Annotated in this window: 24 protein-coding genes and 1 tRNA gene; 21 read left to right on the top strand and 4 right to left on the bottom strand. The window is 71.1% G+C overall.

The genetic code is table 11. The features are described from left to right. The first annotated feature begins 110 nt into the window (after positions 1-110). The 4 genes from ABD285_RS16095 (at position 111) to ABD285_RS16080 (ending at position 2,706) form a co-directional block, all read left to right on the top strand. On the top strand, positions 111-1,064 hold the full coding sequence (locus ABD285_RS16095; RefSeq protein ID WP_284254613.1) for a hypothetical protein: 954 nt from the start codon (positions 111-113) through the stop codon (positions 1,062-1,064). A 68-nt stretch (positions 1,065-1,132) separates the two neighbouring features. Continuing rightward, positions 1,133-1,208, top strand: a tRNA-Ala gene (locus tag ABD285_RS16090). A 1-nt stretch (position 1,209) separates the two neighbouring features. Then, a complete protein-coding gene (locus ABD285_RS16085) occupies positions 1,210-1,839 on the top strand; it encodes a LysE/ArgO family amino acid transporter (RefSeq protein ID WP_284254614.1) in 630 nt (209 codons plus the stop codon). A gap of 90 nt (positions 1,840-1,929) precedes the next feature. Continuing rightward, positions 1,930-2,706 (top strand): GntR family transcriptional regulator, encoded by a 777-nt coding sequence (locus tag ABD285_RS16080; protein WP_284254615.1) that lies wholly within the window; start codon positions 1,930-1,932, stop codon positions 2,704-2,706. Positions 2,707-2,730: 24 nt separating this feature from the next. Here ABD285_RS16080 and ABD285_RS16075 read toward each other — a convergent pair whose 3' ends face one another. From ABD285_RS16075 to ABD285_RS16065, 3 genes are read right to left on the bottom strand one after another with little or no spacing between them, the layout of a single operon-like run. Further along, entirely contained in the window at positions 2,731-3,609 is an 879-nt protein-coding gene (locus tag ABD285_RS16075) for a carbohydrate ABC transporter permease (protein WP_344203505.1), read from the bottom strand. After that, complete coding sequence (locus ABD285_RS16070; protein WP_344203502.1) at positions 3,606-4,490, bottom strand: carbohydrate ABC transporter permease; 885 nt, start codon at positions 4,488-4,490, stop codon at positions 3,606-3,608. Before ABD285_RS16070 ends, ABD285_RS16075 begins: the two co-directional genes overlap by 4 nt. Positions 4,491-4,546: 56 nt before the next feature. Continuing rightward, a complete protein-coding gene (locus ABD285_RS16065; RefSeq protein ID WP_284254621.1) occupies positions 4,547-5,833 on the bottom strand; it encodes an ABC transporter substrate-binding protein in 1,287 nt (428 codons plus the stop codon). 202 nt (positions 5,834-6,035) lie between these two features. Between ABD285_RS16065 and ABD285_RS16060 the strand changes: the two genes are divergently transcribed. Together ABD285_RS16060 and ABD285_RS16055 are read left to right on the top strand one after the other, a co-directional pair. Next, a complete protein-coding gene (locus ABD285_RS16060; RefSeq protein WP_344203499.1) occupies positions 6,036-7,073 on the top strand; it encodes a Gfo/Idh/MocA family protein in 1,038 nt (345 codons plus the stop codon). Further along, positions 7,070-7,855 carry a GntR family transcriptional regulator gene (locus ABD285_RS16055; protein WP_344203497.1) on the top strand — a complete coding sequence of 262 codons (786 nt, stop codon included), beginning with the start codon at positions 7,070-7,072 and terminating at the stop codon, positions 7,853-7,855. The genes ABD285_RS16060 and ABD285_RS16055 overlap by 4 nt, the downstream gene beginning before the upstream one ends. 25 nt (positions 7,856-7,880) lie before the next feature. On the opposite strand, the gene ABD285_RS16050 is transcribed toward ABD285_RS16055, so the two are convergent. After that, a complete protein-coding gene (locus ABD285_RS16050) occupies positions 7,881-8,825 on the bottom strand; it encodes a zinc-dependent alcohol dehydrogenase (protein ID WP_344203495.1) in 945 nt (314 codons plus the stop codon). Positions 8,826-8,949: 124 nt separating this feature from the next. Here ABD285_RS16050 and ABD285_RS16045 point away from each other — a divergent pair, with 124 nt between their 5' ends. Genes ABD285_RS16045 through ABD285_RS15975 form a run of 15 tightly spaced genes read left to right on the top strand, consistent with a single transcriptional unit; the run spans position 8,950 to position 25,914 of the window. Continuing rightward, a complete protein-coding gene (locus ABD285_RS16045; RefSeq protein ID WP_344203493.1) occupies positions 8,950-10,023 on the top strand; it encodes a Gfo/Idh/MocA family protein in 1,074 nt (357 codons plus the stop codon). Further along, complete coding sequence (locus ABD285_RS16040) at positions 10,023-11,000, top strand: ABC transporter permease (protein ID WP_284254626.1); 978 nt, start codon at positions 10,023-10,025, stop codon at positions 10,998-11,000. The genes ABD285_RS16045 and ABD285_RS16040 overlap by 1 nt, the downstream gene beginning before the upstream one ends. Further along, on the top strand, positions 11,001-13,064 hold the full coding sequence (locus ABD285_RS16035; protein ID WP_344203491.1) for a dipeptide/oligopeptide/nickel ABC transporter permease/ATP-binding protein: 2,064 nt from the start codon (positions 11,001-11,003) through the stop codon (positions 13,062-13,064). After that, positions 13,061-14,152 (top strand): ABC transporter ATP-binding protein, encoded by a 1,092-nt coding sequence (locus ABD285_RS16030; protein WP_344203489.1) that lies wholly within the window; start codon positions 13,061-13,063, stop codon positions 14,150-14,152. The genes ABD285_RS16035 and ABD285_RS16030 overlap by 4 nt, the downstream gene beginning before the upstream one ends. Positions 14,153-14,165: 13 nt before the next feature. Beyond that, positions 14,166-15,815, top strand: coding sequence for an ABC transporter substrate-binding protein (locus ABD285_RS16025; protein ID WP_284254630.1), 1,650 nt, complete (start codon positions 14,166-14,168; stop codon positions 15,813-15,815). A 56-nt stretch (positions 15,816-15,871) separates the two neighbouring features. Further along, entirely contained in the window at positions 15,872-16,549 is a 678-nt protein-coding gene (locus tag ABD285_RS16020; protein WP_344203487.1) for a ThuA domain-containing protein, read from the top strand. Continuing rightward, positions 16,546-17,328, top strand: a complete 783-nt coding sequence (locus ABD285_RS16015; RefSeq protein ID WP_284254632.1) for a sugar phosphate isomerase/epimerase family protein — start codon at positions 16,546-16,548, stop codon at positions 17,326-17,328. Before ABD285_RS16020 ends, ABD285_RS16015 begins: the two co-directional genes overlap by 4 nt. Beyond that, on the top strand, positions 17,325-18,311 hold the full coding sequence (locus tag ABD285_RS16010; RefSeq protein WP_344203485.1) for an NAD-dependent epimerase/dehydratase family protein: 987 nt from the start codon (positions 17,325-17,327) through the stop codon (positions 18,309-18,311). Before ABD285_RS16015 ends, ABD285_RS16010 begins: the two co-directional genes overlap by 4 nt. Next, the gene (locus ABD285_RS16005; protein WP_344203482.1) at positions 18,308-20,233 is read left to right on the top strand and encodes a primary-amine oxidase; all 1,926 of its coding nucleotides are present in this window, start codon (positions 18,308-18,310) and stop codon (positions 20,231-20,233) included. Before ABD285_RS16010 ends, ABD285_RS16005 begins: the two co-directional genes overlap by 4 nt. Continuing rightward, a complete protein-coding gene (locus tag ABD285_RS16000; RefSeq protein WP_284254633.1) occupies positions 20,223-20,993 on the top strand; it encodes a sugar phosphate isomerase/epimerase family protein in 771 nt (256 codons plus the stop codon). The genes ABD285_RS16005 and ABD285_RS16000 overlap by 11 nt, the downstream gene beginning before the upstream one ends. Continuing rightward, a complete protein-coding gene (locus ABD285_RS15995) occupies positions 20,990-22,117 on the top strand; it encodes a Gfo/Idh/MocA family protein (RefSeq protein ID WP_284254634.1) in 1,128 nt (375 codons plus the stop codon). Before ABD285_RS16000 ends, ABD285_RS15995 begins: the two co-directional genes overlap by 4 nt. Then, entirely contained in the window at positions 22,114-23,151 is a 1,038-nt protein-coding gene (locus ABD285_RS15990) for an SIS domain-containing protein (protein WP_344203479.1), read from the top strand. Before ABD285_RS15995 ends, ABD285_RS15990 begins: the two co-directional genes overlap by 4 nt. Then, positions 23,148-24,038 (top strand): BadF/BadG/BcrA/BcrD ATPase family protein, encoded by an 891-nt coding sequence (locus ABD285_RS15985; protein WP_284254637.1) that lies wholly within the window; start codon positions 23,148-23,150, stop codon positions 24,036-24,038. The genes ABD285_RS15990 and ABD285_RS15985 overlap by 4 nt, the downstream gene beginning before the upstream one ends. A gap of 35 nt (positions 24,039-24,073) precedes the next feature. Beyond that, on the top strand, positions 24,074-25,450 hold the full coding sequence (locus ABD285_RS15980) for an aldehyde dehydrogenase family protein (protein WP_284254638.1): 1,377 nt from the start codon (positions 24,074-24,076) through the stop codon (positions 25,448-25,450). Then, a complete protein-coding gene (locus ABD285_RS15975) occupies positions 25,450-25,914 on the top strand; it encodes a hypothetical protein (RefSeq protein ID WP_284254639.1) in 465 nt (154 codons plus the stop codon). The genes ABD285_RS15980 and ABD285_RS15975 overlap by 1 nt, the downstream gene beginning before the upstream one ends. The last annotated feature ends 80 nt before the right edge of the window (positions 25,915-25,994 follow it).

The following is a 25,994-nucleotide window of genomic DNA, read 5'->3' as shown; positions in this document are numbered from 1 at the left end:
GGACGGGCCTCGGCGCTGGCGTCGCGGCGAAGGCCGGAAATGGCCTTCGCTTTCAGCTCCAGCGCGCGCGCCTACCTTCGATCCGAGGTTGAAGTTCTTACCCTCGCGATATGGAAGCCACGGGAATCGGCACGGCGATCATGCTCGCCCTCGCCGCCGGCCTGTGGTTCCTCTACCTGGTGCCGACCTGGCTGCGGCGCCGCGAGTACCTCGCGACCGAGCGCACCGCGACCCGGCTGCAGCAGACCCTGCGGGTGATGGCCGAGACCGCCGAGGTCCCCGAGCCGGTGCGGGTCGAGGCGACCGTGCGGGAGGCGGCCAAGCAGGAGCGCGTGCTCCAGGCGCAGGAGCGCGCCGAGCGCCGACGGCTCGCCGAGCAGCTGCGCCGCGACGAGGTCGCCGAGCGCGCTCTCGACCGCTCCGACCTGCGGACCGCGCGCGTGGCATCCGGCCCCGAGTTGCGTCGCCGGCGCATGCGACGCACACGGGTGCTGGCCTCCATGCTCATGGTCGCGGCGACCGTCGTAGGCGCCGCGCAGGTCGTGCTGATCGCGACGACGGGCGCCGTGACCGGATCGTGGGTCGTGCTCGTCGCCGCGGCGGCGGGCGCGTGCGCGGCGGTCGGGGTGCAACGGCGCCTGGATGCCCTCACCGCGCCGCGCGCGACGGGTCGTCCGGCGTCGCCGGCGGCGTCGGTTCCCGCCGAAGCGCCCGCCGCCGCCGCGGACGCTCCCCGGGCATGGACCCCGGTGCCGCTCCCGCGCCCGCGCTACCTCGAGCACCCCGTCGCGTCGCCGACGGCCCCGCGCATCGATGCCGCCGCCCTGCTGCGCGCCGCGGCCGCGGAGGCCGAGCGCGCCCGCCGCGCCGCCCACGACGAGCCGGAGGTCGTGCCGTTCCGCCCGCGGGCGACACCGGCGTCCGCGGCGACGTCCACCGTGTCGGCCGGCGGCGCGCGGCCCGGCGCGTCGTCGCGCTTCGCCCGCATGGGCCTGCTCGACCCCGCCGACACCGCCGCGACCGACCTCGACGAGGTGCTGCGCCGACGCCGCTGGGCGGGCTGACCGCGGGCGCGATGCCCCCGGGCGACCTGCTAATCTTGCTGAGTTGTCCGGACAGCCGGGCGGCATCCGGGCCCTTGGCGCAGTTGGTAGCGCGTCTCGTTCGCAATGAGAAGGTCAGGGGTTCGAATCCCCTAGGGTCCACCAGATGAACACCGCCGCCGCGGTCGCGGCCGGGCTCGCCGGACTGGGGCTCGGCGCATCGCTGATTATCGCCATCGGCGCGCAGAACGCGTTCGTGCTGCGGCAGGGCGTGCGCCGCGAGCACATCGGCATCGTCATCGCGATCTGCATCGCATCGGACGTGGTGCTCATCGGGCTCGGCGTCGCCGGGGCGGGCGCGCTGTTCACCGCCGTGCCGTGGCTCGTCGAGGTCGCTCGCTGGGCCGGGGCCGCGTTCCTCCTGTTCTACGCCGTGCTCGCGGCCCGCCGCGCGATCCGGCCGGCGGTGCTGTCCGTGGACCGGTCGGCCCGCCCGGCCGCGACCGCGCGCGGCGTCGCGCTCACCTGCCTGGCCCTCACCTGGCTCAACCCGCACGTCTATCTGGACACCCTCGTGCTGCTCGGATCGGTCGCGAGCACCCACGGTGAGCTGCGCTGGGCGTTCGGGGCCGGGGCCGCCGTGGCGAGCGCGATCTGGTTCACGCTGCTCGGCCTCGGAGCGCGGGCTCTGGCCCCGCTGTTCGCGAGGCCCCTCGCGTGGCGGGTGCTCGACGTCGTCATCGCGGCGGTCATGGTCGTGGTGGCGCTCACGCTCCTCCTGCCCGTCTTCTCGTGAGCCCGCCGCGACTTCGGCGCGTGTGTGCCGTTCCGGCGCCGACGCGGATAAGGTCTCGCTAGGGCCGGCGGCCGAGCGCGAGGGGTTCTCATGGGTCAGGGTGACGCATCGTCGACACTCATCCGCGCCGACTACCCGCAGCCGTTGTGGGTGCAGGCGGTGGAGCTCATCTCGCACGAGATCGAGAGCGGTGCGCTCAAGCCCGGCATGCGCCTGCCTCCGGAGCGGGAGCTGTGCCTCCAGCTCGGCATCTCGCGGGTGACGCTGCGCAAGGCGCTCAACGAGCTGGTGGGGCACGGGGCGCTGCGCCCCTCGCACGGCCGCGGCTGGTACGTCGCCGGCGCGAGCGGGGCGACGCAGGCGCGCGACTGGCCCAACAACCTCGAGTCGTTCACCGAGACGGCCGCCCGGATGGGGCTGCCCGCGTCGTCGATCGTCCTGCGCGCCGAGGTGCGGTCGGCCACCCTCGACGAGTCGGAACTGCTGGTCGTCGCCCCCGGCACGCCGCTCTTCGTCCTCGACCGCGTCCGGCTGCTGGGCGGAGTGCCGATCGCCGTCGACTCGACGCGGGTGCCGGAGGCGGTGGTGCCGGGCGCCGCCGACGTCGACTTCGCGCACGGCTCGATCTACGAGCGCCTCGAGCAGTCGGGCCTCGTTCTCGCCCACGCCGACTCGACGATCGAGGCGAAGGCCGCCGACGACGAGCTCGCGGGCCACCTGGAGGTCGAGCCCGGGTCTCCCGTGCTCGTCATGACCCAGCTCGTGTTCGATCCGGCCGACCGTCCGGTGCTCTCGTCCGTCATCCGGTACAGCGGCGACCGCTACCGGTTGCGCACCCAGTTCTCGCGCACGGCGCCGCGCCGCTGATCCCGCGCCTCACGGGCCGCAGCCTCACTTGCCGTATCCGGCGCTCAGGCCCTGGATGAACTGCCGGGAGAACACCGCGAACAGCACGATGAGCGGCACGGCGCCGAGGGTGAGCGACGCGAGCAGCGCCGGGTAGTTGCTCTGGAACTGTCCCACGAACTGCTGCACGCCGAGGGTGACGGTCTGATTCTGCGGTGCGGGCGCGAGGATGAGGGGGAACCAGAGGTCGTTCCAGACCGGCAGCATGGTGACCGAGGCGACCGCGGCGATTCCGGGTCGCACGATCGGGATCGCGATGCCGAGCACGCGCAGCTCGCGGGCGCCGTCCATCCGCGCCGCCTCCTTGAGCTCGACCGGCACCGAGCGGAAGTAGGTCGTCATGAGGGCGATCGCGAGCGGCAGCTGCATCGCGGTGTAGACCAGCACGAGCGCGACGAGGGTGTCGACGAGGTGCCACGCGATCATCGTCTTCAGCAGCGGCACGGTGCCGAGCCGGATCGGCACCATGATGCCCACGAAGAAGAACCCGGTGAGGAGCGCGCTGATCCGCACCTGGTACTCCACGAGGGCCCACGCCGCGAGGGTGCCGAGCACGACGGTCAGCACGATCGTCGCGACCGTGACGATGACGCTGTTGCGGTAGTTCAGCAGGAAGTCGCCCTCGCTGAGCACGTCGTTCCAGCCCTGCAGGCTGAACGTCGCGCCGACCGGGGGAGCGAAGGGCGCCCCGAAGATGCCCATCGTCGACTTGAACGAGTTCACGACGACGACGAGCACGGGGGCGATCGCGACGATCGCAAACACCACCAGCAGCGCGTGCACGCCGAGCGTCGACAGGGCCTCCGTGCGCGGGCGGGCGGGACGGCGCGGGCGCTGCGCGCGAGGGGCGGCGGCGGTGCTCACAGCTGATAGGTCCGGATGCGGCGCTGCAGCACGACGACGTACGCGGCGGTGGTGATGAGGATGATGAGGAAGATCACCGACGCGATGGTCGCGCCGAGATCGAGGTCGGCGACCTGGCCGCTCGAGCCGAAGAAGGTGCGGTAGAAGAGCGTGCCGAGGATGTCGGTCGAGTAGTTCGGCCCGGGCGCCGATCCGTTGAGCGCGTACACGATGTCGAAGCCGTTGAAGGTCCAGATGTAGGTGAGGATCACGATGAGCGCGAACTGCGGCGCGATGAGCGGGAACTTGATCCGCCAGAACAGGCTCCAGGAGCGCGCGCCGTCGATGCGGGCCGCCTCGACCATGTCGTGCGGCACGGCGATGAGCGCGGTGTACAGGAAGATCATCGGGATGCCGACGTACTCCCACACGGACATGAGCGAGATGGTCGGCAGCGCGGTGTGCTGATCGCCCAGCAGGGGGAACTTCACGAACCCCCACAGCGGGTTGATGATCAGCCGCCAGAGGAACCCGACGATGACGACGGAGAGCGTCGCGGGCACGAACAGGAGCGTGCGGTAGACGCCCCGTGAGCGCCGCACGGCGGCGGAGGTCAGCAGCGCCGCCATGAGCAGCCCGATCGGCAGCTCCACGATCAGGTGGATCGCGAAGAACTCGACGTTGTTCAGCAGCGCGTTCCAGAACCGCTCGCTCGTGTAGCGGTCCGTGAACAGGTGCACGTAGTTGCCGAGCCCGACGAATCCGGCGGCGCCGGGCTTCGAACTGAACAGGCTCAGCACGACGGAGCTCAGCAGCGGGTAGACGGAGAACAGGACGTAGACCACGAAGGCCGGCAGCGCGAACAGCAACAGCAGGCGATAGCGGGTGGCGGTGCGGATCATCGATGCTCCGAACGGGCGGGCGGGTCGCGAGCTGGGCGACCCGCCCGCCCAGGGTCTCAGCTGGCCGGCTTGTACCAGGAGTCCAGGTCGGTCTGGAGCTTCGAGGTCGCCGACCGTGCGCTGACGCCGTCGTTCAGCACCGTCTGGAGCACCGCCCAGGTGTCGTCGTCGAGCGGCGGGGTCCCGGCGCTCAGCCGATCCAGCTGCAGGCGCGGGGTGAGCTTCGCGCCCTTCTTCAGATCGGCGAACGCCTGCGCGAGCTTGTTGTCGTAGCTGACGGATGCCTGCCCCATCGAGAAGAAGCCCGGCACCTTGTTGACGTAGACGCTCTGGAAGTCGGTCGTCGTCAGCCACTGCAGGAACACCTTCGCGGCGGCCTTGTGCTTGCTCTTCGCATTGAGGCCGACGCCCTGGTCCGGCATCTCCTGGAGATAGCGCTGGTCGCCGCGCGAGACGACCGGCGGGGCGAAGACCCCGACGTCGAGCCCGGTCTGGGTCGCGGCCGAGATGTCCCACGAGCCGTCGGGCAGGATCGCCGCCTTGCCGAGGGTGAACAGCTGCATCATGTCCTCGTACTTCAGCGACGAGTAGCCGCTGGGCAGGTAGGGCTTGAGCGCCGCGACCGCCTGGAAGGCATCGACGAACTCCGGCTCGGTCAGCTTCTTGCTGCCGTCGATGAGGCCGAGCCGGCCCTCCTCGCCCCTCCAGTAGTTCGGTCCGATGCTGTCGAGCACGTTGTACGAGAGCTGCCAGCCGTCGGCCGAGCCGAGGGCGAGCGGGGTGTACTTCCCGTTGGACTTGATCTTCCCCAGCACGTCCATGAACTGGTCCATGGTCTTGGGGGCCGTGAGGCCGAGCTCCTGGAAGATCGCCTTGTTGTAATAGAAGCCGGCGAGCACGGAGGCGATCGGCACGCAGTACGGATCGCCGTCGGCGCCGGTCCACGCCGCGAGCGCGGTGTCGGTGAAGCCGTCGATGCCCTTCAGGGTCTTCAGGTCGTCGAAGTAGCCCTTCTCGATCCATGCGCGGTTCACGTCGAACGGGCGGCACATGATCACGTCCGGACCGGTGCCGCTCTCGACCTGCGACTGGATGGTCGCGTTGTAGTCGTTGGTGTCGGTGGCCCGGTAGTCAACGACGATGTCGGGGTGGGCCTTCTCGAACGCGGGGATGACGTCCTTCTCCCACAGCTTGGCGTCCTCGGTGCGCCAGTTGCCGAAGGTGATGGTGGTGGTGGCGCGGTCGCCGGACCCGCCGGTGTCGCCGGATGCGCATCCGGCGAGGATCGCGCCGGTGACGGCGATGACGACGGCGAGGGCGAGCGGTGCGATCTTCGAACGCATCGGGTGGGCCTCCGATCTCGGTCGAGCGGGGAGCTCGAGGGGTCGACGGGCGGCTGCCCGTTGCTGCCGGAGCCTATACAGGCATACAAGAGGTAGCAAGAGGTATTTTGGTCATCCCCGCCTTTTCGGGAAAGCCGCGTGATCTGGTAGACATGTGCTCCGCCAGAGGTATCATCTGGTTCACTCAGCTTCGGGAGGTCTCGTGATCGGTGTCGGCATCCTCGGGTCCGGTTTCATCGCGGACTCCTATGCGGACGCCCTTCTGGATGTGCGCACGGCTCGCCTCGTGGCGAACTTCTCGCGCGATCCCGAGCGGGCCGCGGCGTTCGCCGAGCGATGGTCGAGCCCCTCCGCCTCCGGCTCGATCGCCGAGCTGTGCGCCGATGAATCCGTCGACCTGGTCGTCGTGGCCCTGCCCAACGAGGCGCACGTCGAGGCGGTTCGCGAGATCGCCGCGGCCGGCAAGGCGGTTGTGTGCACCAAGCCGCTGGCCCGCACGGCGGCCGAGGCGCAGGAGATGCTCGACATCGTCACCGCCGCCGGTGTCTGGCACGGCTACGCGGAGAGCTCCGTGTTCTCGCCGAACATCGCGAAGGCGCACGAGATGGTGCGCGCCGGCGGCATCGGCGAGGTGCTCACGATGCGCGCCCGCGAGGGGCACTCGGGGCCGCACGCCGCGCACTTCTGGGACGCCGAGACCGCCGGCGGCGGGGCGCTTCTCGACATGGGATGCCACACGGTCGAGAGCGCCCGGCACTTCTTCGGCAAGGACAACCACGTCACCGAGGTCTTCGCGTGGGGGGCCACCCTCGCGCACGGCGACAAGACGACCGGCGAGGACACCGCGGTCGCGCTCCTGAAGTTCGCCGGAGGACAGCTCGCGACGATCGAGTCGTCGTGGATCGAGAAGGGCGGCATGCAGCTGCGGCACGAGTTCGTCGGAAGCGAGGGGCGGCTCGTGACCGACACCTCCGTCTCGCCCGTCTGGGGATTCATCGGGCAGCCGGTCGGCTACCTCGTCGAGAAGGCGGACTCCGAGACGGGGTGGGTGCATCCGGTCCCGGAGGAGACCCGTGCCTACGGCTTCTCGCAGCAGATGCGCCACTTCGTCGATCACTACGAGGCGGGCACCGAGCCGTCGGAGACCTTCCACGACGGCGTCATCGTCAACACCATCCTGGATGCCTGCTACCGCGCCATGCGGTCGGGTCACTGGGAGCCGGTGCGGTATCCCGCGTGACGAACGTCCGCTCCGACCCCATCTTCCGGCCGGATACCGCACAGCCGCTCTGGGTGCGGGCCGCCGACACGATCGCGCGCGAGATCGCCGACGGCAGATTGCCGGATGGCGCCCGCCTGCCCGCCGAACGCGAGCTCTGCCAGCGGCTCGAGATCAGTCGCGTGACCCTGCGCAAGGCGCTGCAGAAGCTCGTCGCCGACGGTCTGCTGACCTCGAGCCACGGCCGCGGCTGGTACGTCGGCCGCGGGGGAGACGCGGTGGCCGCCCGCGGCGAATGGCCGACGACCCTCGAGTCGTTCAGCGAGACCGCGACGCGGCTCGGGCTCAGCTCGTCGTCGCTCGTGCTGCGCTCGGAGGTCGGGCCCGCGACCATCGACGAGGCGGAACAGCTCGGGATCGCGCCCGCGAGTCCGGTGCTGCGGCTCGAGCGGGTGCGGATGCTGGGCGGCATGCCGATCGCGATCGACGCCTCGTGCCTGCCGACCGCGCTGCTGCCGCCGATCGACGGCGTCGACTTCGCCCGGGAGAGCCTGTACGAACTCCTCGGGACGGCGGGGCACGACCCGGCCTTCGCCGAGACCACGATCGAGTCGCGGGGCGCCGACGCCGACCTCGCCGCCCATGTCGGCGTCGATCCCGGCAGCCCGGTGCTGGTGCTGCGCCAGCTGGTGCGCAGCGCCGATGAGCGCCCCGTGCTCGTGAGCACGGTGCGCTACGCGGGCGACCGGTACCGGCTGCGCACCGTCTTCACCCGGTCGGCGCCGGGCGGCCGGGCGCGCTGAGGCCGTCCGCCGGCGGCGGCGCCGGTCAGGGCAGCACGACCGACTTCACGAAGTCGGGGGTCGGCGCCTCCATGAGCTCATAGGCGGCGTCGACGCCGTCGAGGCCGACGCGGTGCGTGATGAGGCGTCCGGAGTCGATGGCGCCCTCGCGCAGCAGGTCGAGGGCGCGCGCCATGGCGCGCATCGTCCGCCGCCGGTCGGGCGAGAACCCGTTGACCACCGTCACGGCCTTGTACCAGAGCCGCATGTCGAACGTGGCCGTGCCGGCGTGGTGGTAGCCGACGACGCACAGGGTGCCGTACGGGCGCACGAGCGAGCCGGCCGTCTCCAGCCCCGGGGTGACGCCGGTGGCCTCGAGCACGAGGTCCATGCGGCGATCGGCCGCGCCCTCGGCGCCGTCGCCGTAGCCCTCCGGCAGCGCGGCCGGGTCGTAGACCTCGTCGGCGCCGTTGCGCAGCCCGTGCTCACGCGCGGCCGCGCTCGGGTCGACGCCCACGATGATCGCGGGGGAGTGCCGGCGCAGCAGCTGCACGAGCCCGAGGCCCATGAAGCCGAGCCCGACCACCGCCACCCGGGCACCCGGAAGCGGCGTGCAGCGGCCGAGCGCCTCCTCGAGGCAGGCCAGCGGCTCGCCGATCCAGAGCGCGGGATCGGCGTCGTCGGGCACCCGCAGGATCGCGTCCCGGTTCATCACCGCACGTTCGGCGAAGCCCGGACCCCCGAGGCCGGTCACGACGTCGCCGACCCGCCAGACGCTGTCCGGGGATCCGAGGGCGACGATGCGGCCCACCATCTCGTGGCCGAGCCGGATCGGATCGCCGTCGCCCGGGCCGGAGCGCCACGGCGCACGATCCGACGTGCACACGCCGCACGCCAGCACGTCGACGAGCACCTGGTCCGCCGTCGGCACCGGATCCGGGGACTCGACGATCTCCGAGCGACGCGGCCCGGTCACCTGACTGATGCGCATGGTTCCCTCTGGGTGGAATGGATGGTCTGCGTCTTGTGCCGCGACTGGTATCAGTGTACTTTCGCAAAAGCCAACTGGTAAATAGGTGGGATACAGAGGTATCGCACCAATGGGAACGGACGCGATGCAGCCTCAGACCGCAGCGGTGATCGCCGTGGGATCGCAGGGACGCGTGCACCTGCACGGCTACCGGCAGCGCCCCGACGTCGCCGTCGTCGCGATCGCCGACCCGGACCGCGAGCTGGCGGAGAGCGTCGCCGCCGACGCGGGAGTCCCGGCCGTCTACGCCGATCACCGTGAGCTGCTCGCCGCCGAACGGATCGACATCCTGAGTATCTGCACGCCGCCCGGCCTGCATCGGGCCATCGTCGAGGACGCGGTCGCGGCCGGCGTGCGGGCGATCCATTGCGAGAAGCCCGTGGCGCTGACCTTCGGCGACGTGCGCGGGATGCGCGACCTGTGCCGCGAGCGCGGCGTGCAGCTCACGATCAACCACCAGCGCCGGTTCGAGACGGTGTACCGCGACGTGCGCGACCTCGTGGCCGCCGGCGGCATCGGACGCCTGACGATGCTCGAGGGGTACTGCGCGAACCTGTTCGACTGGGGCTCGCACGTGCTCGACCTGCTGCTCTTCCTGAGCGGCGACGACGCGCCCGAGACCGTGTACGGCCAGATCGACGTCGACACGATCCGCCGCATCTACGGTGCGACCGCCGAGACCGGATCGGTCACCCACCTGCACTGGTCCGATGGCCGCAACGCCGTCGTCTTCACGGGTCGCGGGCCCGAGCATCGGGCGGTCGGCCCCGACACCGGGATCGTGCTGCACGGCACGCAGGGCCGGATCGAGATCGCCGACAGCCACGCGGTCGTGCGCTCGTTCGACGGCGCGTCCCGTGAGTTCCGGAGCCGGATCGAGGAACGCAATCGCGTCGATCTGGGTGGCGCCGACGCCACGATCATCCAGGCCACGACCGAGGCGATCGCCGATCTCGTCGAGGCGCTGCGCGAGGGCCGTGAGCCCGCGCTCGACGCCCGGCACGGCGTCGCGGCGGCCGAGCTCATCTTCGCGACCTACGAGAGCAGCGCGCGCCGCGGCTCGGTGCGGCTGCCGCTGCAGACCGACGACAACGCCCTGCTGCGCGGCATCGCCCAGGGGTACTGGACGCCGGTCGGCGAGACGACGGGGACCTTCTGATGAAGGGGTTCCTGCGCCGCGTGGCCTTCTACCTGATCACGGCCTGGGCCGCGATCACGCTCAACTTCCTGCTGCCGCGACTGATCCCGGGCGACCCCGTCACCCGCATGCTCGACCGCTTCCACGGTCAGCTCGGTCCGAACGCGGTGTTCGCGCTGCGCAAGCTGTTCGGCCAGACCAGCGACAACATCTGGGATCAGTACGTCGACTACTGGACCCGGCTGCTGCACGGCGACTTCGGCGTCTCGTTCACCAGCTACCCGACGCCCGTGACGACCATCATCGGCCAGGGCCTGCCGTGGACGCTCGGCCTCATCGGTGTCTGCACGGTGCTGAGCTTCATCATCGGCACCGGCCTCGGGGCGTTCGTGGGCTGGAAGCGCGGCACCTGGGTCGACGGGTTCATCCCCGTCACCACGTTCCTGACCTCGATCCCCTACTTCTGGTTCGGCCTGATCGTGGTCTACGTCTTCGCGGTCGTGCTGCGCTGGTTCCCGCTCTCCGGCGGTTACACCCCGGGCCTGACTCCGGGGTTCAACACGGACTTCATCGGCAGCGTCGTGCTGCACGCGCTGCTGCCCTCGATCGCGATCATCGTGTCGTCGATCGGCTACTGGCTCCTCGGCATGCGCAACATGATGATCACGACCCTCTCCGAGGACTACGTGCTGCTGGCCCGCGCGAAGGGACTGTCGGCCCGCCGGATCCTCTCCACGTATGCCGGGCGCAACGCCCTACTGCCCTCGCTCGCCGGCTTCGCGTTGTCGCTCGGGTTCATCGTCGGCGGATCGATCATCACCGAGGTCGTCTTCAACTACCCCGGCATCGGCTACGCGCTGTTCCAGGCCGTGCAGGGGCAGGACTACCCGCTCATGCAGGGGATCTTCTTCATCATCACGATCGCCGTGCTCGCGGCGAACCTGGTCGCGGATCTGCTCTACGTGATCCTCGACCCCCGCACACGGCAGGGGGCCTGAATGTCGACGACCACCTTGGCGGAGGCCTCGGTCGACCCGAACGAGACCATCACGCGCGAGCGCGGGAGGCGCTTCGCCTGGATCCGCGGATTCCGCTCGGCCAAGACCGTCACGGGCGTCGTGCTGCTCCTGTTCTTCGTGCTGGTCGCCGTCATCGGGCCGCTCGTGATCCACACCGACCCCTCCGCCGTGAGCAACGAGGTGCTGCTGCCGCCCTCGCCGCAGCATCTGCTCGGCACCACGCACACCGGGCAGGACGTGTTCACGCAGGTCGTCGACGGCTCGCGCATCTCGCTGCTGATCGGATTCGTCGCCGCGGTCTTCGCGACCCTCCTGTCGATGCTCTTCGGACTCGCCTCCGGCTACCTCGGCGGGTTCTGGGACGAGGTCCTGTCGGTCATCAGCAACATCTTCCTGGTCATCCCGAGCCTGCCGCTGGTCGTGATCCTGGCCGGTGCCCTGCCCTCGACGGGGTCGCTGGCCATCACGATCGTGATCTCGATCACCGCGTGGGCATGGGGCGCACGGGTGCTGCGGGCGCAGACGCTCTCGCTGCGCAAGCGTGACTTCGTCGAGGCCGCCCGTGCCACGGGCGAGAGCACCTTCCGCATCATCTTCCGCGAGATCCTGCCGAACCAGTGGGCGATCGTCGCGGCCACGTTCCTCTCCACGGTGATCGGGGCGATCCTCACTCAGGCCTCCCTCGCCTTCCTCGGCCTGACCGACGTGACCGAGTGGTCGTGGGGCGGGATCCTGTACTGGGCGCAGAACAGCTCGGCCCTCGCGTTCGGCGCGTGGTGGTGGTTCGTGCCGCCGGGACTGTGCATCGCGCTGCTCGGCACGGCGTTGTCGCTCATCAACTTCGGCATCGACGAGTTCATCAACCCGCGGCTGCGCTCGGCCGGGATCGCGACCCGGAAGGGCGCGAAGCGTGCCGCGCGCGCGTCGGCGGCTGGCATCCGGCGCGCGACGGGACGCACCCCGCGCCGTGCCCTGCGGCGCACCGACGCCGCGTTCACCCGGGGTGACGTGATCCTGCAGATCAACGATCTCGTGGTCGACTACGGCTCGGCCGACCAGCCGGTGCGCGCGGTCGACGGCGTCTCGCTGACCCTGCGTCGCGGGCAGGTGCTCGGCATCGCGGGCGAGTCCGGCTCGGGCAAGTCGACCCTGGCCTACGCGATCACGCGGTTGCACCAGCCGCCGGCGCAGATCACCGCCGGCCAGCTGCTGTACACCGGCCGCGACGGCGAGACGGTGGACGTGCTGGCGCTCGACGACCGCGAGCTCACCGACTTCCGGTGGGAGGAGCTGTCGATCGTCTTCCAGTCGGCGATGAACGCCCTGAACCCGATCCTGCGGGTCGGGGCGCAGATCGAGGATGCCATCGAGGCGCACCGTCCCGGGATGTCGGGCGAGGAGCGCGCCGAGCGGGTGCGGGAGCTCATGCGGCTCGTGGGCATCAGCGCGGACCGCGTCGGCGCCTACCCGCACGAGCTCTCCGGCGGCATGCGCCAGCGCGTCATGATCGCGATCGCGCTCGCCCTTGATCCCGAGATCATCATCATGGACGAGCCGACGACGGCCCTCGACGTGGTCATCCAGCGCCAGATCGTCGAGAAGATCATGGAGCTGAAGGACCGGCTCGGCTTCTCGGTCATCTTCATCACCCACGACCTCTCGATGCTCATCGAGCTCTCCGACGAGATCGCGATCATGTACGCGGGCCGGGTCGTCGAGACGGGCGCGGCGCGCGACTTCTACAGCTCGCCCCAGCACCCGTACAGCCAGGGCCTGCTCGGGTCGTTCCCGACCCTCAGCGGACCCAAGAAGACGCTGACCGGCATCGTCGGCTCGCCGCCCGATCTACGGGCGCTGCCGAGTGGATGCCCGTTCCGCACCCGCTGCCCGCACGCCTTCGAGCCGTGCCCGGTCGAGGATCCTCCGCTGCTGCCGATCCCGACCGTGCGGGATGCCGACGGCGACGCCCCGGCACCGCGCGCGGTCGCCTGCCACCTCTACACGGCCCAGCAGGCCGCGCTCGCGGAAGGGGCAGCGGTATGAGCGCCGAGCGCATGACCACGACACCGGGAACGCCGGCGCGACCCGCCCCGGTGCTCAGCGTGCGGGGACTGACGAAGCGCTTCCCCGTGCGCGGCGGCCTGTTCGCGCGCCGCGGCAAGGTGGTGCACGCGGTGGAGGGGGTCGACCTCGACCTGCGCCCCGGCGAGGTCACGGCGATCATCGGCGAGTCGGGGTCGGGCAAGTCGACCGTGGCGCGCCTCATCGCGCAGCTCTACACGCCGACGGCCGGCGAGATCTCGCTGGACGGGGCACCGGTGCGGGTGCGCGGGGGACGGGCCCTGCGCCGCTACGTCGGCCAGGTGCAGCTGATCCTGCAGGACCCGTTCGGGTCGTTCAACCCGGTGCACACGATCGCGTACCACCTGCGACGGGTGCTGCGGATCCACCATCGCGGTCTCTCGCTCACCGAGATCGATGCCCGCATGGCGCATGTGCTGGCCGAGGTGAACCTCACGCCGGCGCAGCAGTTCGCCGACAAGTTCCCGCACGAGCTCTCGGGCGGCCAGCGGCAGCGCATCTCGATCGCCCGGGCGCTCGCCGCGAACCCGAAGGTGCTGCTCGCCGACGAGCCGGTCTCGATGCTCGACGTGTCGATCCGCCTCGGCATCCTGAACCTGCTCGACGAGCTGGCGCGCGAGCGCAACCTGGCGCTGCTGTACATCACCCACGACATCGCCTCGGCGCGCTACTTCGCGACCACCGCCTCGGTCATGTACGCGGGCGAGCTCATCGAGGGCGGGCCGGCCGAGTCGGTCACCCAGCATCCCGGGCATCCGTACACCCGGCTGCTCATCGACTCGGCACCCGACCCCGATCGGCCGGAGGGCGTGCAGCGGATCCAGGACACCGGTCAGCCGCCGAGCCTGATCGACCCGCCGTCGGGATGCCGATTCCACCCCCGCTGCCCCTTCGCCATGGAGCGCTGCCTCACCGATTCGCCCCCCGCCTTCGCGCTGGGCGAGGAGCACTGGGCGCGCTGCTGGCTGCATGAACCCGGGGGGCCCAGCTCGCCCCCCATCCGGCGGGCGGAGCAGCCCGTCGCCGATCCCACCGCAACACCGCATTGAGAGGAAGCACACGATGTCACGAAGCACGAGATGGCGTGCCGCGATCGCGGCCGTCGCCGTGGTCGCGATGGCTGCGACCATGTCCGCCTGCTCGTCGGGCGGATCCGACTCCAAGGACGGACTGATCCTGAACACCGCCATCACCGGCGGCGACTTCCAGGACGTCTTCAACCCCTACCTGCCCACGAGCGGCACGCAGGCCAACCGGTTCATGATCTACGAGCCGCTGGTGCAGGTGAACAAGATCAAGTCCGAGGACTACAAGCCGTGGCTCGCCACGAAGTGGGACTGGTCGTCCGACTCGAAGACGCTGACCTTCCACCTGCGTGCGAACGTGAAGTGGAGCGACGGCAAGCCGTTCACGAGCGATGACGTGGTCTACACGTACCAGATGCTCAAGGACACCCCGGCCCTGAACCTGAACGGCCTCGAGTACGACTCCGTCAAGGCCGACGGTCCGCTCACGGTCGTCATGACGTTCGAGAACAACGGGCGCCCGTCCTTCCCGAAGACGGCGAACACGGAGATCGTGCCGAAGCACATCTACTCCAAGAAGGGCGACCTCACCAAGTTCGAGGACCCGAGCCCGATCGGCACCGGACCCTTCGTCTTCGACAAGGCGAAGTTCAGCCCGCAGAGCTACACGCTCATGAAGAACGACGACTACTGGCAGAAGGGCAAGCCGTACATCGGTGGCATCCGGGTCATCGGCTACAAGGACAACACCGCCGTCGCGGCCGCCCTCATCCAGGGCGACGTCGACTGGTCGAGCGCCTACATCGCCAACATCGACCAGACCTTCACCGCGAAGGGGCCGCAGTTCAAGCACTTCTGGCCGGTCATCGGCTCGGACGGCCTCATCACCAACAACGCGGCGTTCCCGTTCGACGACCAGGCCATCCGTGAGGCCACCAGCCTGGCGATCAACCGCAAGCAGGTCGCCGACTCGGCGAACCGCCCCGCGGCGACCAACAAGGTCGGCCTGCCGCTGCCGCTGTTCGACAACGCGATCGCCGACAAGTACAAGGACGCCACGTACTCGTACGACGTCGCCGGCGCCAAGAAGCTCATCGAGCAGCAGGGCTACACGATGGGCTCCGACGGCTACTACGCCAAGGGCGGCAAGACGCTCGGGTTCACCATCACGATCCCGTCGGCGTACACCGAGCAGGTGGCGGCGGCGCAGATCATCCAGGCGAACCTCAAGCAGGCCGGCATGAAGGTCGCGGTCAACGGCGTGTCCGTCGACGCGATCGACCCGCTGACCAGCAAGGGCGACTACGACGCGACGATCGGCTACCCGATCGACGAGTACACGACGGTCTACGGGCTCTACAACGCCTGGATGAACCCGAAGTACTACGCGCCCGTCGGCACCGTCGACCAGACGAAGCAGAACATCGAGCGCTGGAACGACCCGCAGACCGCGAAGTTCTTCGCGGACTACGAGAACGCCACCACCGATGCGCAGCGCAACGCCGCCATCGAGGGGCTCGAGGGCCGCTTCGTCGAGGGCCAGCCGTGGCTGATCCTCAGCTACTACCAGGGCTACGCCGACTGGAACGACACCAAGGTGAAGGGCTTCCCGACGGATGCGAATCCGTACTGGCGAGGCGACCCGAACCCGGTCGTCGCACTGCAGCTGAAGCCGACCGGCAAGTGACACCGGTGGGGCGGCGCCGCGAGCGCCGCCCCACCACCCCCTCCCGAGGAGAGAACGTGACCGACACCACCCCCCAGCGCGCCATGGTCCTCGTGGCCGGCGACGACGTGGACCACGACCTGCTGCAGGCCGCCCCCGCACTCTCGCGCATCGCCTCCGACGCCGGCTTCATCACGACCCCGGCGGCCGGGATGCAGCGCTTCGTCGACCCGTTCGAGTCGACCGCCAACCAGGACGTCTTCCTGCTCTACAAGGCAGGGGGCGAGTTCACGCCCGCGCAGCAGGAGGCGTTCGCCGAGCGCATCCGGAACGGTGGCGGCGTCGTCGCCCTGCACTGCTCCAACGTCATGGGATCGGTCGAGCCGGATGCCGCGAACAGCTTCGCGACCTGGTTCGGCGTGCTCGGCAACCACTACCTCTCGCACGGCCCCGGATACCACAAGGGGATGCAGCGGATCGAGGTCGTCGCGCAGCATCCCATCACCGAGGGCGTGAGCGACTTCGAGCTCTACGACGAGTTCTACGAGTTCGAGTTCGCCGACGGCGACCACGAGATCCTCGCGCAGCGCCGGCGCGACCAGGACGGCGAGATCATCCCCGTGCTCTACACCCGCGAGCTCGGCGCCGGACGCGTCGTCTATCTCGCGCTCGGGCACGACATGCGCGTCTGGGGCGACCCCTCGTTCCAGCGGCTCGTGCGGCAGGCGTTGAACTGGGTGGCGCACCGCTCGTGAACGCCGCGCAGAACGACCTCCCGCGCATCGGGGTCATGATGTACACGGTCCTCGACCTGGCGCGGCGGGACCTCGAGGGCACCCTCGCCCGGATCGCCGAGCTCGGCTTCCTCGGCGTCGAGACCTATGGGCTCCTCGAGCACTTCACCCCGGCCCGCCTGCGCCGCGCCATCGACGCGGCGGGGCTCGAGCTGACGAGCGCCCACGCGCCGTTCCCGAGCGGATCGGATGCGACCCGCATCCTCGACGAGAACGCCGAACTCGGCGCGACGACACTGGTCTGGAGCCTCGAGCGCGAGGAGTTCGAGAGCCCCGAGGCGATCACCGCGGGTCTCGTGCGGGTCAACGACGGCGCCGAGAACGCCGCCGGCTACGGCATGCGCATCGCGTACCACAACCACTTCGCCGAGTTCAGTCAGGTCTTCGACGGCCGTCAGGCCTACGACCTGCTGCTCGAGCAGCTCGACCCGCGGGTCGTCATCGAGCTCGACATGTACTGGACCCGGATGGGTGGGGCCGACCCGGCCGCCGTCGTCGCCGCGCTCGGCGATCGCGTCGAGTACGTGCACATCAAGGACGGCCCGGCGATCAGCTACGAGCACGACGTCATGGTGCCGATCGGCGAGGGATCGATCGACTGGGATGCGGCGCTGGCCGCCAACCCCGGCCTCGACTGGCACCTGCTCGAGCTCGAGCGGCTGAGCGTGCCCACGTTCGAGGCCGTCGAGCAGAGCTACGACTACCTCGTCGGGCGCGGGCTGTCCCGGGGCAGCCGATGAGCCTGCGCGTCCTCTTCCTCGGCGGGGCCGGGATGATCGGCTCCGCGGTCGCCGCGGAGCTCGCCCGGCGAGGGGCCGAGCTCACGGTCGTCACCCGCGGCGAGCCCCGCCGCGAGCTGCCGGACGCCGTGCGGCACGTGCGAGCCGACCTGCGCGAGCCCGGCGCGGTCGCCGGGGTGCTGCGCGGTCACGAGTACGACGCGATCGTCAACTGGATCGGATTCCACCCCGACCACGTGCGCGACGGCCTCGACGCCGTCGTCGCCTCCACCGGGCAGTACGTCTTCATCAGCACGTGCAGCGTCTACGCGCGGCCGGTGCCGCTGCTGCCGATCACCGAGTCGAGCCCGCGCCGCCAGCCGGTCTTCGGCTACGCCCGCGACAAGGTGGCGACCGAGCTCGCCCTCGAGGAGGCCTATCGCGAGCGGGGCCTGCCGCTCACGATCGTGCGGCCGTTCCACACCTACGACCGGGGCGTCATCCCGATCCTCCCCGGATGGACGGCGATCCAGCGGATGCGCTCCGGCCGCGCCGTGGTCGTGCCCGGCGACGGCACCTCGATCTGGACCCTCATGCACTCGAGCGACCTCGCGCGGGCGTTCGTGCCGCTGCTCGGCAACCATCACGCTGTGGGGGAGTCGGTCAACCTCGTCAGCGGCGACCTGCTCACCTGGGATCAGATCCACCGGGTCCTCGCCGAGGCCGCCGGGGTGCGCGACCCCGTGCTCGTGCATCGCTCCAGCGAGGACGTCGGAGCGGCGCATCCGCCCTGGGCCGAGGTGCTCGAGCACGACTTCCGGCACTCCATGATCTTCGACACCACCAAGCTCTCGCGGCTCGTCCCGGGCTTCGCCCCCGCCGTCGACTTCTCGCACGGCGCCCGCGAGGTGCTCGCGTGGTACGACGCGCATCCCGAGCTGCAGCGCGTCGACCCCGTGCTCGACGCCGCCTTCGACCGCCTGACGAACGGGGGATCCCGATGACGACCGCCGCCGCGCTCACGACCATGACCGCCGACGAGATCGACCAGGCGATGGAGGTGCTGCGCCGCGAGGGGCTCGCGGGCCCCGACACGCATGTGTCGTACCTCGGTCTGCGCGAGCCCGACAAACGCGACGTGCTCGCCGGCGCCCCGGGGGAGCGCGAGCTGCGCGGCTTCCTCATCGACATGCGCACCGGCGCATCCCACGACGTGGTCGTGGCGCCCGCGAGCGGCCGACTCGTGTCGCAGCGCCTGCTCGACACGTCCGTCGACGGCGCCGTGCCGGTCGTGCTGCGCGAGTTCGCCTACGTCGAGGAGGTCGTGCATCGGGACGAGCGCTGGCTCGCCGCGATGCGCAAGCGCGGCCTGACCGACCTGTCGACCCTGCGGGTCAACCCGCTGAGCGCCGGCGTGCTCTCGGTCGACGAGGCCGGCCGGCGCATCCAGCGCTGCTTCACCTTCGTGCAGAAGACCCCGGAGGATCTCGGCTGGGCGCATCCGGTCGATGGCGTGACCGTCATGGTCGACGTCGTGACGGGCGACGTGCTCGACGTCATCGACTACGTCGACCTGCCCGTGCCCCAGGAGGACGGCAACTTCCATCTCGCATCGTGGCGCGGACCGGACCGCACGGGCCTTCGCCCGATCGAGATCACCCAGCCCGAGGGTCCGAGCTTCACGATCGACGACGACGGCGTGCTGTCCTGGGCCGGCTGGGAGCTGCAGGTCGGCTTCGACCAGCGCGAGGGGCTCGTGCTGCACAACATCTCGATCGCCGACGAGGGCGAGCAGCGCCCCGTGATCTACCGCGCCTCGATCGCGGAGATGATGGTGCCGTACGGCGACCCGAGCCCGCAGCGCTGGTTCCAGAACTTCTTCGACTGCGGCGAGTACCTGCTCGGCGGGTTCGCCAACTCCCTCGAGCTCGGCTGCGACTGCGTCGGCGACATCACCTACCTCGACGCGGTCGTCGCCGCGAACGACGGCAGCGCCCGGGTGATCCCGCAGGCGATCTGCATCCACGAGGAGGACGCGGGCATCCTCTGGAAGCACTTCGACAACTGGAACGGCTCGAGCGACTCGCGCCGCAACCGGCGCCTCGTCGTGAGCTTCTTCGTCACGGTCGGCAACTACGACTACGGGTTCTACTGGTACTTCGGCCTCGACGGATCGATCGAATTCGAGGTGAAGGCGACCGGCGTGGTCTTCACCTCGGCCTACCCGCGGGACGGCTACGAGTTCGCGACGGAGATCGCCCCGGGGCTCGGGGCTCCGCACCACCAGCACCTGTTCAGCGCGCGCCTCGACATGGCGGTCGACGGTGTCGACAACTACGTGGACGAGCTGGAGGCCGCCCTCGTGCCGCGTGGCGAGCGCAATCCCACCGGAACGGGATTCACCCAGACCGTGACGCGGCTGCGGCGGGAGAGCGACGCCCAGCGGCTGGCCGACAACCTGCGCAACCGCCTGTGGTTCATCGGCAACCCCTCGTCCCAGAACCGGCTCGGCCGCGACGTCGGCTGGGTGCTGCTGCCCGAGGGCAAGCCGGTGCTGCTCGCGGATGCCGAGTCCGACATCCACAAGCGCGCCACCTTCGCGACCAAGCACCTCTGGGTCACGGCGTACGACCGTGACGAGCTCTACCCGGCGGGCGACCTGGTCAACCTGCACGCGGGCGGCGCGGGACTGCCGAGCTGGACGAAGGCCGACCGGCCGGTCGACGGGGCCGACATCGTGCTGTGGCACACGTTCGGCCTCACGCACTTCCCGCGCGTCGAGGACTGGCCGGTCATGCCGGTGGACACCTGCGGCTTCGTGCTGCGCCCGCACGGCTTCTTCGGCCGCAACCCCGCGCTCGACATCCCCGAGTCGACGAGCGAGCACTGCCACCCGGCGCACGGAGGGGCGCACCATGAGCACTGACCGGACCGAGGCCCGCGGCCCGTCCCCGCGCGTCGGGGTGCAGCTGTACAGCACCAAGGACCACCTCGGCCCCGAGCTGCGCGGCACCCTGCGCCGGCTCGCCGAGCTCGGCTACACCGACGTCGAGCCGTACGACGTGCTCGGGCAGACCGACGAGCTCGCCGCCGGTCTCGCCGAGACGGGACTCGAGGCCCGCACTGCGCACGTCAAGATCACCGACCTCGACCGGGATGCCGTGCTCGCCGCCGCGCGCCGGCTCGGCATCGGCACGGTCGTCGTGCCGTGGGTCGACAAGGCGCGGTTCGCGACCGCGGACGACGTGCACGCGCTCGCCACGGAGATCAACGAGGCCGCCGCGTTCTACGCCGATCACGGCATCCGCACCGGGTATCACAACCACGACTTCGAGTTCTCGTCGATGATCGACGGCCGGCACGCGTGGGAGCTGCTCGTCGAGGCGCTCGACCCGGCCATCGTGCTGCAGGTCGACACCTACTGGGCGAGCGTGGGCGGGGCGGACGTGTTCGCGCTCATCCCCGCGCACCTCGACCGCATCCGGATGCTGCACGTGAAGAACGAGCCGCCGGATGCCGACGACCCGCCCGCGCGCGTCGACATCACCGGGCGCATGGACGAGGTCGTGGCGCTCGCCGCGCCTGCGCTCGAGCTCGCGGTCGTGGAGGTGGTCGTCGACGGCGACGTCTTCGCGGTGCTCGAGCGCAACCGCCGGTTCTTCGCCGAGCTGCTGGAGGCGACATGAACACCGGACCGGTCGGGATCGGCGTCATCGGCGCCGGCAACATCTCCGACGAGTACCTGCGGGCGATGACCGCGGCGGCCGACCTGCGGGTGATCGCGATCGCCGACCTCGACGCCGCGCGCGCGGCCGCGCAGGCCGACGCCTACGGCATCGCGCACGCCGCGACGCCCGAGGCGCTGCTGGCCCGCGACGACGTGGAGCTGATCGTGAACCTGACGATCCCGGCGGCGCACGCCGAGGTCGGCCTCGCCGCGATCGAGGCCGGCAAGCACGTCTGGGCCGAGAAGCCGATGGCGCTTCGCCGCGACGACGCCCGGCGACTGCTCGAGGCGGCCGGCGCCGCGGGCCTGGTCGTCGGGAACGCGCCCGACACGATCCTCGGCGAGGGCATCCAGCACTCCCAGCACCTGCTCGACGACGGCGAGATCGGGGCGCCGCGCACCCTGCTCACGCTCATGCAGGGGCCGGGGCCCGACTCGTGGCACCCGCGACCGCAGTTCCTGTTCGCCCGCGGCGCCGGGCCGCTTTTCGACATCGGCCCGTACTACGTGTCGACGATGGTGCAGCTGCTCGGCTCGATCGTCGAGGTCGAGGCGCTCGGCAGCCGGCCGCGCGCGACGCGCGTCGTCGGGTCGGGACCGGATGCCGGCACGGAGTTCCCCGTCGAGGTGTGGACCCACGTGAGCGCGCTGCTGCGGTTCGAATCCGGCGTCGTCGGCACGTCGGTCTACAGCTTCGACTCCTGGGTGGAGCGTCAGCTCTTCGATGTCACCGGCGATGCCGGCACCCTCGAGGTGCCCGTGAGCGGGTTCGACGGCCCCACCCGGATCGCCGCCGCGGGCACCCGCGGCGCCGGCTGGCGCGAGAGCCCGCCGCCCGGAACGCCGCGCGCCCGCGGCACCGGCGTCGTCGAGATGGCCAGGGCGATCCGCGCCGGCGTGCGTCCGCGTGCCAGCGGCGAGCTCGCGCTGCACGCGCTCGACGTCATGCTCGCGATCGAGGAGTCCGCCGACGCCGGAGGCCGCACCGTCGCGCTCGCCACCCGCGCCCCGCGTGTCGAACCGCTTCCCACGGACTGGGATCCCACCGCAGCGACGCTGCCCGACGCGGGGAGCTCGTCGTGACCCTGTACGCCCCACCCGAGTACATCGCGTACGAGCAGGCCCGGCGCGGCCAGGCCGAGCAGCTCGGGGTCGCCATCGCGCGCATCCGGGAGCAGCTCGACCGATGGAAGGCCGAGGGCGCGCTCCGCGGTCCCGGCCCCGTCATGGTCGGCATCGGCGCGAGCCACGCGGCATCGTGCGCACCGGTGTGGGCGCTGCGCAAGCGCGGGATCGCCGCCTGGCGCATCAGCGCCGGCGACGTGCCCGTGCCGTACCCCCTCACCGAGCACCGCATCATCGGGGTGTCGCAGAGCGGACGCAGCGCCGAGACGCTCGACGCGCTCGCATCGGTGCCGCCCGAGCGCCGGCTGGCCGTCGTCAACAGCGCCCCCTCGCCGATCACCGAGCTCGTGACCGACAGCCTCACGCTCGGGAGCCTGCGCGACAGCTATGCATCGACGATCGGCTACACCGCCACCCTCGCGGCGCTCGGCATGCTGGCCGACCGCTGGGACGGCGGCGGGATCGACCCCGGCTGGGACGAGCTGCCGGCCGCGTTCGCCCGCTTCGACGAGGGAATCGCCACGACGATCGACCGCGCCGTCGGGCTGTTCGACGGCGTGCCGTGGGCGGACTTCGTCGGTTCGGCGCCCGCCGTCGGCTCGGCCGAGGAGGGGGCCCTGCTGCTGCGCGAGGTGGCGCGGATCCCGGCGACCGCCATGAGCACACGGCAGTACCTGCACGGGTCGATGGAGTCCGCGGGGGGCGGCGTACACGTCGTGTTCGGCGATCGCCGCGAGGCCGGCCTCGCCCGCACCCTGCTCGACGCCGGCAACCGCGTCGTCTTCGTGACCCGGCAGGAGGTCGCCGACGAGCCGGGGCTCGCCGTGATCCGGCTGCCGCGCATGCCCGCGGCCCAGCGCGCGATCCTCGAGGCCGCGGTCGTGCAGTCCCTCGCCGGGGGCGTCGCGCAGGCGCGCGGCGTGCCGATCGAGGAGTTCGTGTTCCACGCCGACGACATCAAGGTCGCCCCGGTCCGCGCGGAGGACGCATGACCGCCGTGGATGTCGGGCTCGACCTGGGCGGCACGAAGGCGGCGGTGCTCGCCGCGACCCCCGATGGCACGCGCGTGGTCGACACGACCGTCGCGGCCGAGGGCTGGAGTGCCGAGCCCATCCCGCACGGGGTGGCGTGGGTACGCCGCCTGCTGGAGCGCGCCCTGCCGGCGGGTCTCGAGCCGCGCGCCGTCGGGATCGGCGCTCAGGGCCTGGACACCGCGGAGATCGCCGAGGAGTTCGCGGCCGCGCTCGGCGCCGCGGGCATCCGGGCGCGCTGCGTCAACGACGCCGCCCTGCTCGTGCCCGCCGCCGGGCTCGAGACCGGCATCGGCGTCATCGCGGGCACGGGCGCGATCGGCGTCTCGACCGCCGCCGACGGCCGCCCGCTCATCACCGGCGGCTGGGGCTGGATCATCGGCGACGAAGCGGGCTCCGCCGGGATCGTGCGCGAGGCGACCCGTGCGGCGCTGCTCGCCCACGACGACGGCGAGCCCGACGACGGCCTGCTCGCGGCCCTGCTCGGCGCCTTCGGCGTCGCGGACGCCGAGCGCCTCGCCCGGGCCGTGAACGACGAGGCGACGATGGACAACTGGGGTCCGGCCGCGCCGGCCGTCTTCGCCGCCGCCGACGCCGGATCGGCCGGGGCCGCCCGCGTGGTCGACGACGCCGCACGGCACCTGGCCCGGCTCGTCGACCAGCTCGTGCGGCGCGGAGCGGTCGGCTCCGACGTCGTCGCGGCCGGCAGCGTGATCGTGAACCAGCCCCGGCTCGCCGACGGGCTCGCGCGGATCGTCGGAGAGCGCCATCCCGCATTCCGCGTGCGCCTGCTCACCGAGCCCCCTGTCGTCGGCGCGCTCGCCATTGCGCGCCGCCTGGCGTCCTGATCGACGCATCGACTGACGAAGAAGGAGTCGCACTCATGGCCATCGCCACCATCAACCCCGCCACCGGCGAGACGCTGAAGACCTTCGAGCCGCACAGCGCGGCGCAGATCGAGGAGATCCTCGCGCGTGCCGACGCGGCCAACGCGCTCATGCGCGCCACCACGTTCGCCCAGCGCTCGGCGTGGATGCACGCGGCCGCCGACCTCATGGATGCCGAGCTCGACCGCGTGGCGGGCCTGGCATCCACCGAGATGGGCAAGACGATCGGCACCGCGAAGTACGAGGTCACGAAGTCGGCCAACGGCATGCGGCACTACGCGGATCATGCCGAGGAGTACCTCGCCGACGAGACGCCCGTCGAGGCGTCGACGGTCGGGGCGAGCGCTGCGCGCGTCGTCTTCCAGCCGATCGGCACGATCCTCGCGGTCATGCCCTGGAACTACCCGTTCTGGCAGGTGATCCGGTTCGCGGCGCCCGCGCTCATGGCCGGCAACACCGGGCTGCTCAAGCACGCGTCGAGCGTGCCGCAGACCGCGCTGTATCTGGGCGAGTTGTTCGAGAGGGCCGGATTCCCGGCGGGCGCGTTCCAGACGCTGCTGGTCGAGGGCGCCGCCGCCTCGAAGCTCATCGACGATCGCCGGATCAAGGGCGTGACCCTCACCGGCTCGGTCGGCGCGGGTTCGGCGGTGGCCGAGGCCGCGGGGCGCAACGTCAAGAAGAGCGTGCTCGAGCTCGGCGGCACCGACGTCTTCGTCGTCATGCCCTCGGCGGATGTCGCGAAGTCGGCCGAGTTCGGGGCGAACTCGCGCACGCAGAACAGCGGGCAGAGCTGCATCTGCGCCAAGCGGTTCTACGTGCACGAGGACGTCTACGACGAGTGGTTCGCGGCGTTCCTGGCCAAGATGGAGGCGACCACGGGCGGCGACCCGTTCGATCCCGCGACCGGTTTCGGGCCGATGGCGACCGAGCAGGTGCGGGCCGAGGCCCACGAGCTCGTCGAGGACGCCAAGGCGAAGGGCGTCACGGTGCACACGGGCGGTGAGCTGCCGAGCGGCCCCGGCTGGTTCTATCCCTCGACGGTGTTCACCGACGTGACCCCCGAGATGCGGATCTACCGCGAGGAGTGCTTCGGCCCCGTCGCCTGCGTCTACCGGGTCTCGAGCGTCGAGGAGGCGATCGAGCGCTCCAACGACTCCGACTTCGGCCTCGCGGCGTCCGTGTGGACGACCGACCCGGCGGAGCTCGCGCGGCTGCAGGAGGGGCTCGAGTTCGGCGCCGTCTTCGCCAACGGCAACACCGCCTCGTTCTTCGGGCTGCCGTTCGGCGGTGTCAAGGACTCGGGCTACGGGCGCGAGCTCGGCAGGTTCGGCATCCGCGAGTTCGTCAACACGAAGACGGTCTGGGAGGCCTGATGACGACGGCCGGTGTGGGATCGGGTGACGTGGTGGCGCCCGCTCCCCGCCGGTCGATCGGTTGGCCGGTCGTCGTGCACGCGGGGATGCTCGGTGCCATGGCGCTCGCGATGCTGCCGGGCGGATCGCCGACCGACCAGCTCGCGGCACTCGCCGTGCTGGTGGCGCTCGGGCTCGCCCTCGCGCCGTTCGCGCGCAGCCGGCCGCATCTCGTCGCCGCGCTGGTCGACCTCGCCGCGATGGGCGCCATGGTGCTCGCCATGATCGCGACGACGCCGGCGACCGCCGTGCATGCCGGGCACGCGCACGGCGGTGGCGCGGGCGCCCTGGCCGAGGTCGCGGTCGTGATCGCCTGGGCGGTGGCGCGCCTGCCGTCCACTCGCACCCGTGCGGATCGCGCGCTCGCGGCCGCCACGGCGCTGTCCCTCGTCGCGATGCCGCTGCTGGCTCTCACCGCGCCGTGATGACCCGCTCGTCCTCATCGACCTGACCCAGATGCCCGGTGCGGCGACGCTCCGACCGGTCATCTGCGTCAACTCGATGC

Origin of the sequence: Pseudolysinimonas kribbensis (assembly GCF_039531715.1) — a bacterium.
GTDB classification, from domain to species: Bacteria; Actinomycetota; Actinomycetes; order Actinomycetales; family Microbacteriaceae; genus Pseudolysinimonas; species Pseudolysinimonas kribbensis.
Note: the sequence above shows the minus strand (reverse complement) of the source record. Positions and strands in the feature narration are given on the sequence as shown.

Coding starts and splice junctions, on each gene's coding strand:
- ABD285_RS16045 (WP_344203493.1), top strand. CDS start 8,950: ATGCAGCCTCAGACCGCAGCGGTGATCGCCGTGGGATCGCAGGGACGC.
- ABD285_RS16040 (WP_284254626.1), top strand. CDS start 10,023: ATGAAGGGGTTCCTGCGCCGCGTGGCCTTCTACCTGATCACGGCCTGG.
- ABD285_RS16010 (WP_344203485.1), top strand. CDS start 17,325: ATGAGCCTGCGCGTCCTCTTCCTCGGCGGGGCCGGGATGATCGGCTCC.
- ABD285_RS16035 (WP_344203491.1), top strand. CDS start 11,001: ATGTCGACGACCACCTTGGCGGAGGCCTCGGTCGACCCGAACGAGACC.
- ABD285_RS16070 (WP_344203502.1), bottom strand. CDS start 4,490: ATGATCCGCACCGCCACCCGCTATCGCCTGCTGTTGCTGTTCGCGCTG.
- ABD285_RS16095 (WP_284254613.1), top strand. CDS start 111: ATGGAAGCCACGGGAATCGGCACGGCGATCATGCTCGCCCTCGCCGCC.
- ABD285_RS16030 (WP_344203489.1), top strand. CDS start 13,061: ATGAGCGCCGAGCGCATGACCACGACACCGGGAACGCCGGCGCGACCC.
- ABD285_RS16000 (WP_284254633.1), top strand. CDS start 20,223: ATGAGCACTGACCGGACCGAGGCCCGCGGCCCGTCCCCGCGCGTCGGG.
- ABD285_RS15995 (WP_284254634.1), top strand. CDS start 20,990: ATGAACACCGGACCGGTCGGGATCGGCGTCATCGGCGCCGGCAACATC.
- ABD285_RS15980 (WP_284254638.1), top strand. CDS start 24,074: ATGGCCATCGCCACCATCAACCCCGCCACCGGCGAGACGCTGAAGACC.
- ABD285_RS16085 (WP_284254614.1), top strand. CDS start 1,210: ATGAACACCGCCGCCGCGGTCGCGGCCGGGCTCGCCGGACTGGGGCTC.
- ABD285_RS15985 (WP_284254637.1), top strand. CDS start 23,148: ATGACCGCCGTGGATGTCGGGCTCGACCTGGGCGGCACGAAGGCGGCG.
- ABD285_RS15975 (WP_284254639.1), top strand. CDS start 25,450: ATGACGACGGCCGGTGTGGGATCGGGTGACGTGGTGGCGCCCGCTCCC.
- ABD285_RS16005 (WP_344203482.1), top strand. CDS start 18,308: ATGACGACCGCCGCCGCGCTCACGACCATGACCGCCGACGAGATCGAC.
- ABD285_RS16080 (WP_284254615.1), top strand. CDS start 1,930: ATGGGTCAGGGTGACGCATCGTCGACACTCATCCGCGCCGACTACCCG.
- ABD285_RS16025 (WP_284254630.1), top strand. CDS start 14,166: ATGTCACGAAGCACGAGATGGCGTGCCGCGATCGCGGCCGTCGCCGTG.
- ABD285_RS16065 (WP_284254621.1), bottom strand. CDS start 5,833: ATGCGTTCGAAGATCGCACCGCTCGCCCTCGCCGTCGTCATCGCCGTC.
- ABD285_RS16050 (WP_344203495.1), bottom strand. CDS start 8,825: ATGCGCATCAGTCAGGTGACCGGGCCGCGTCGCTCGGAGATCGTCGAG.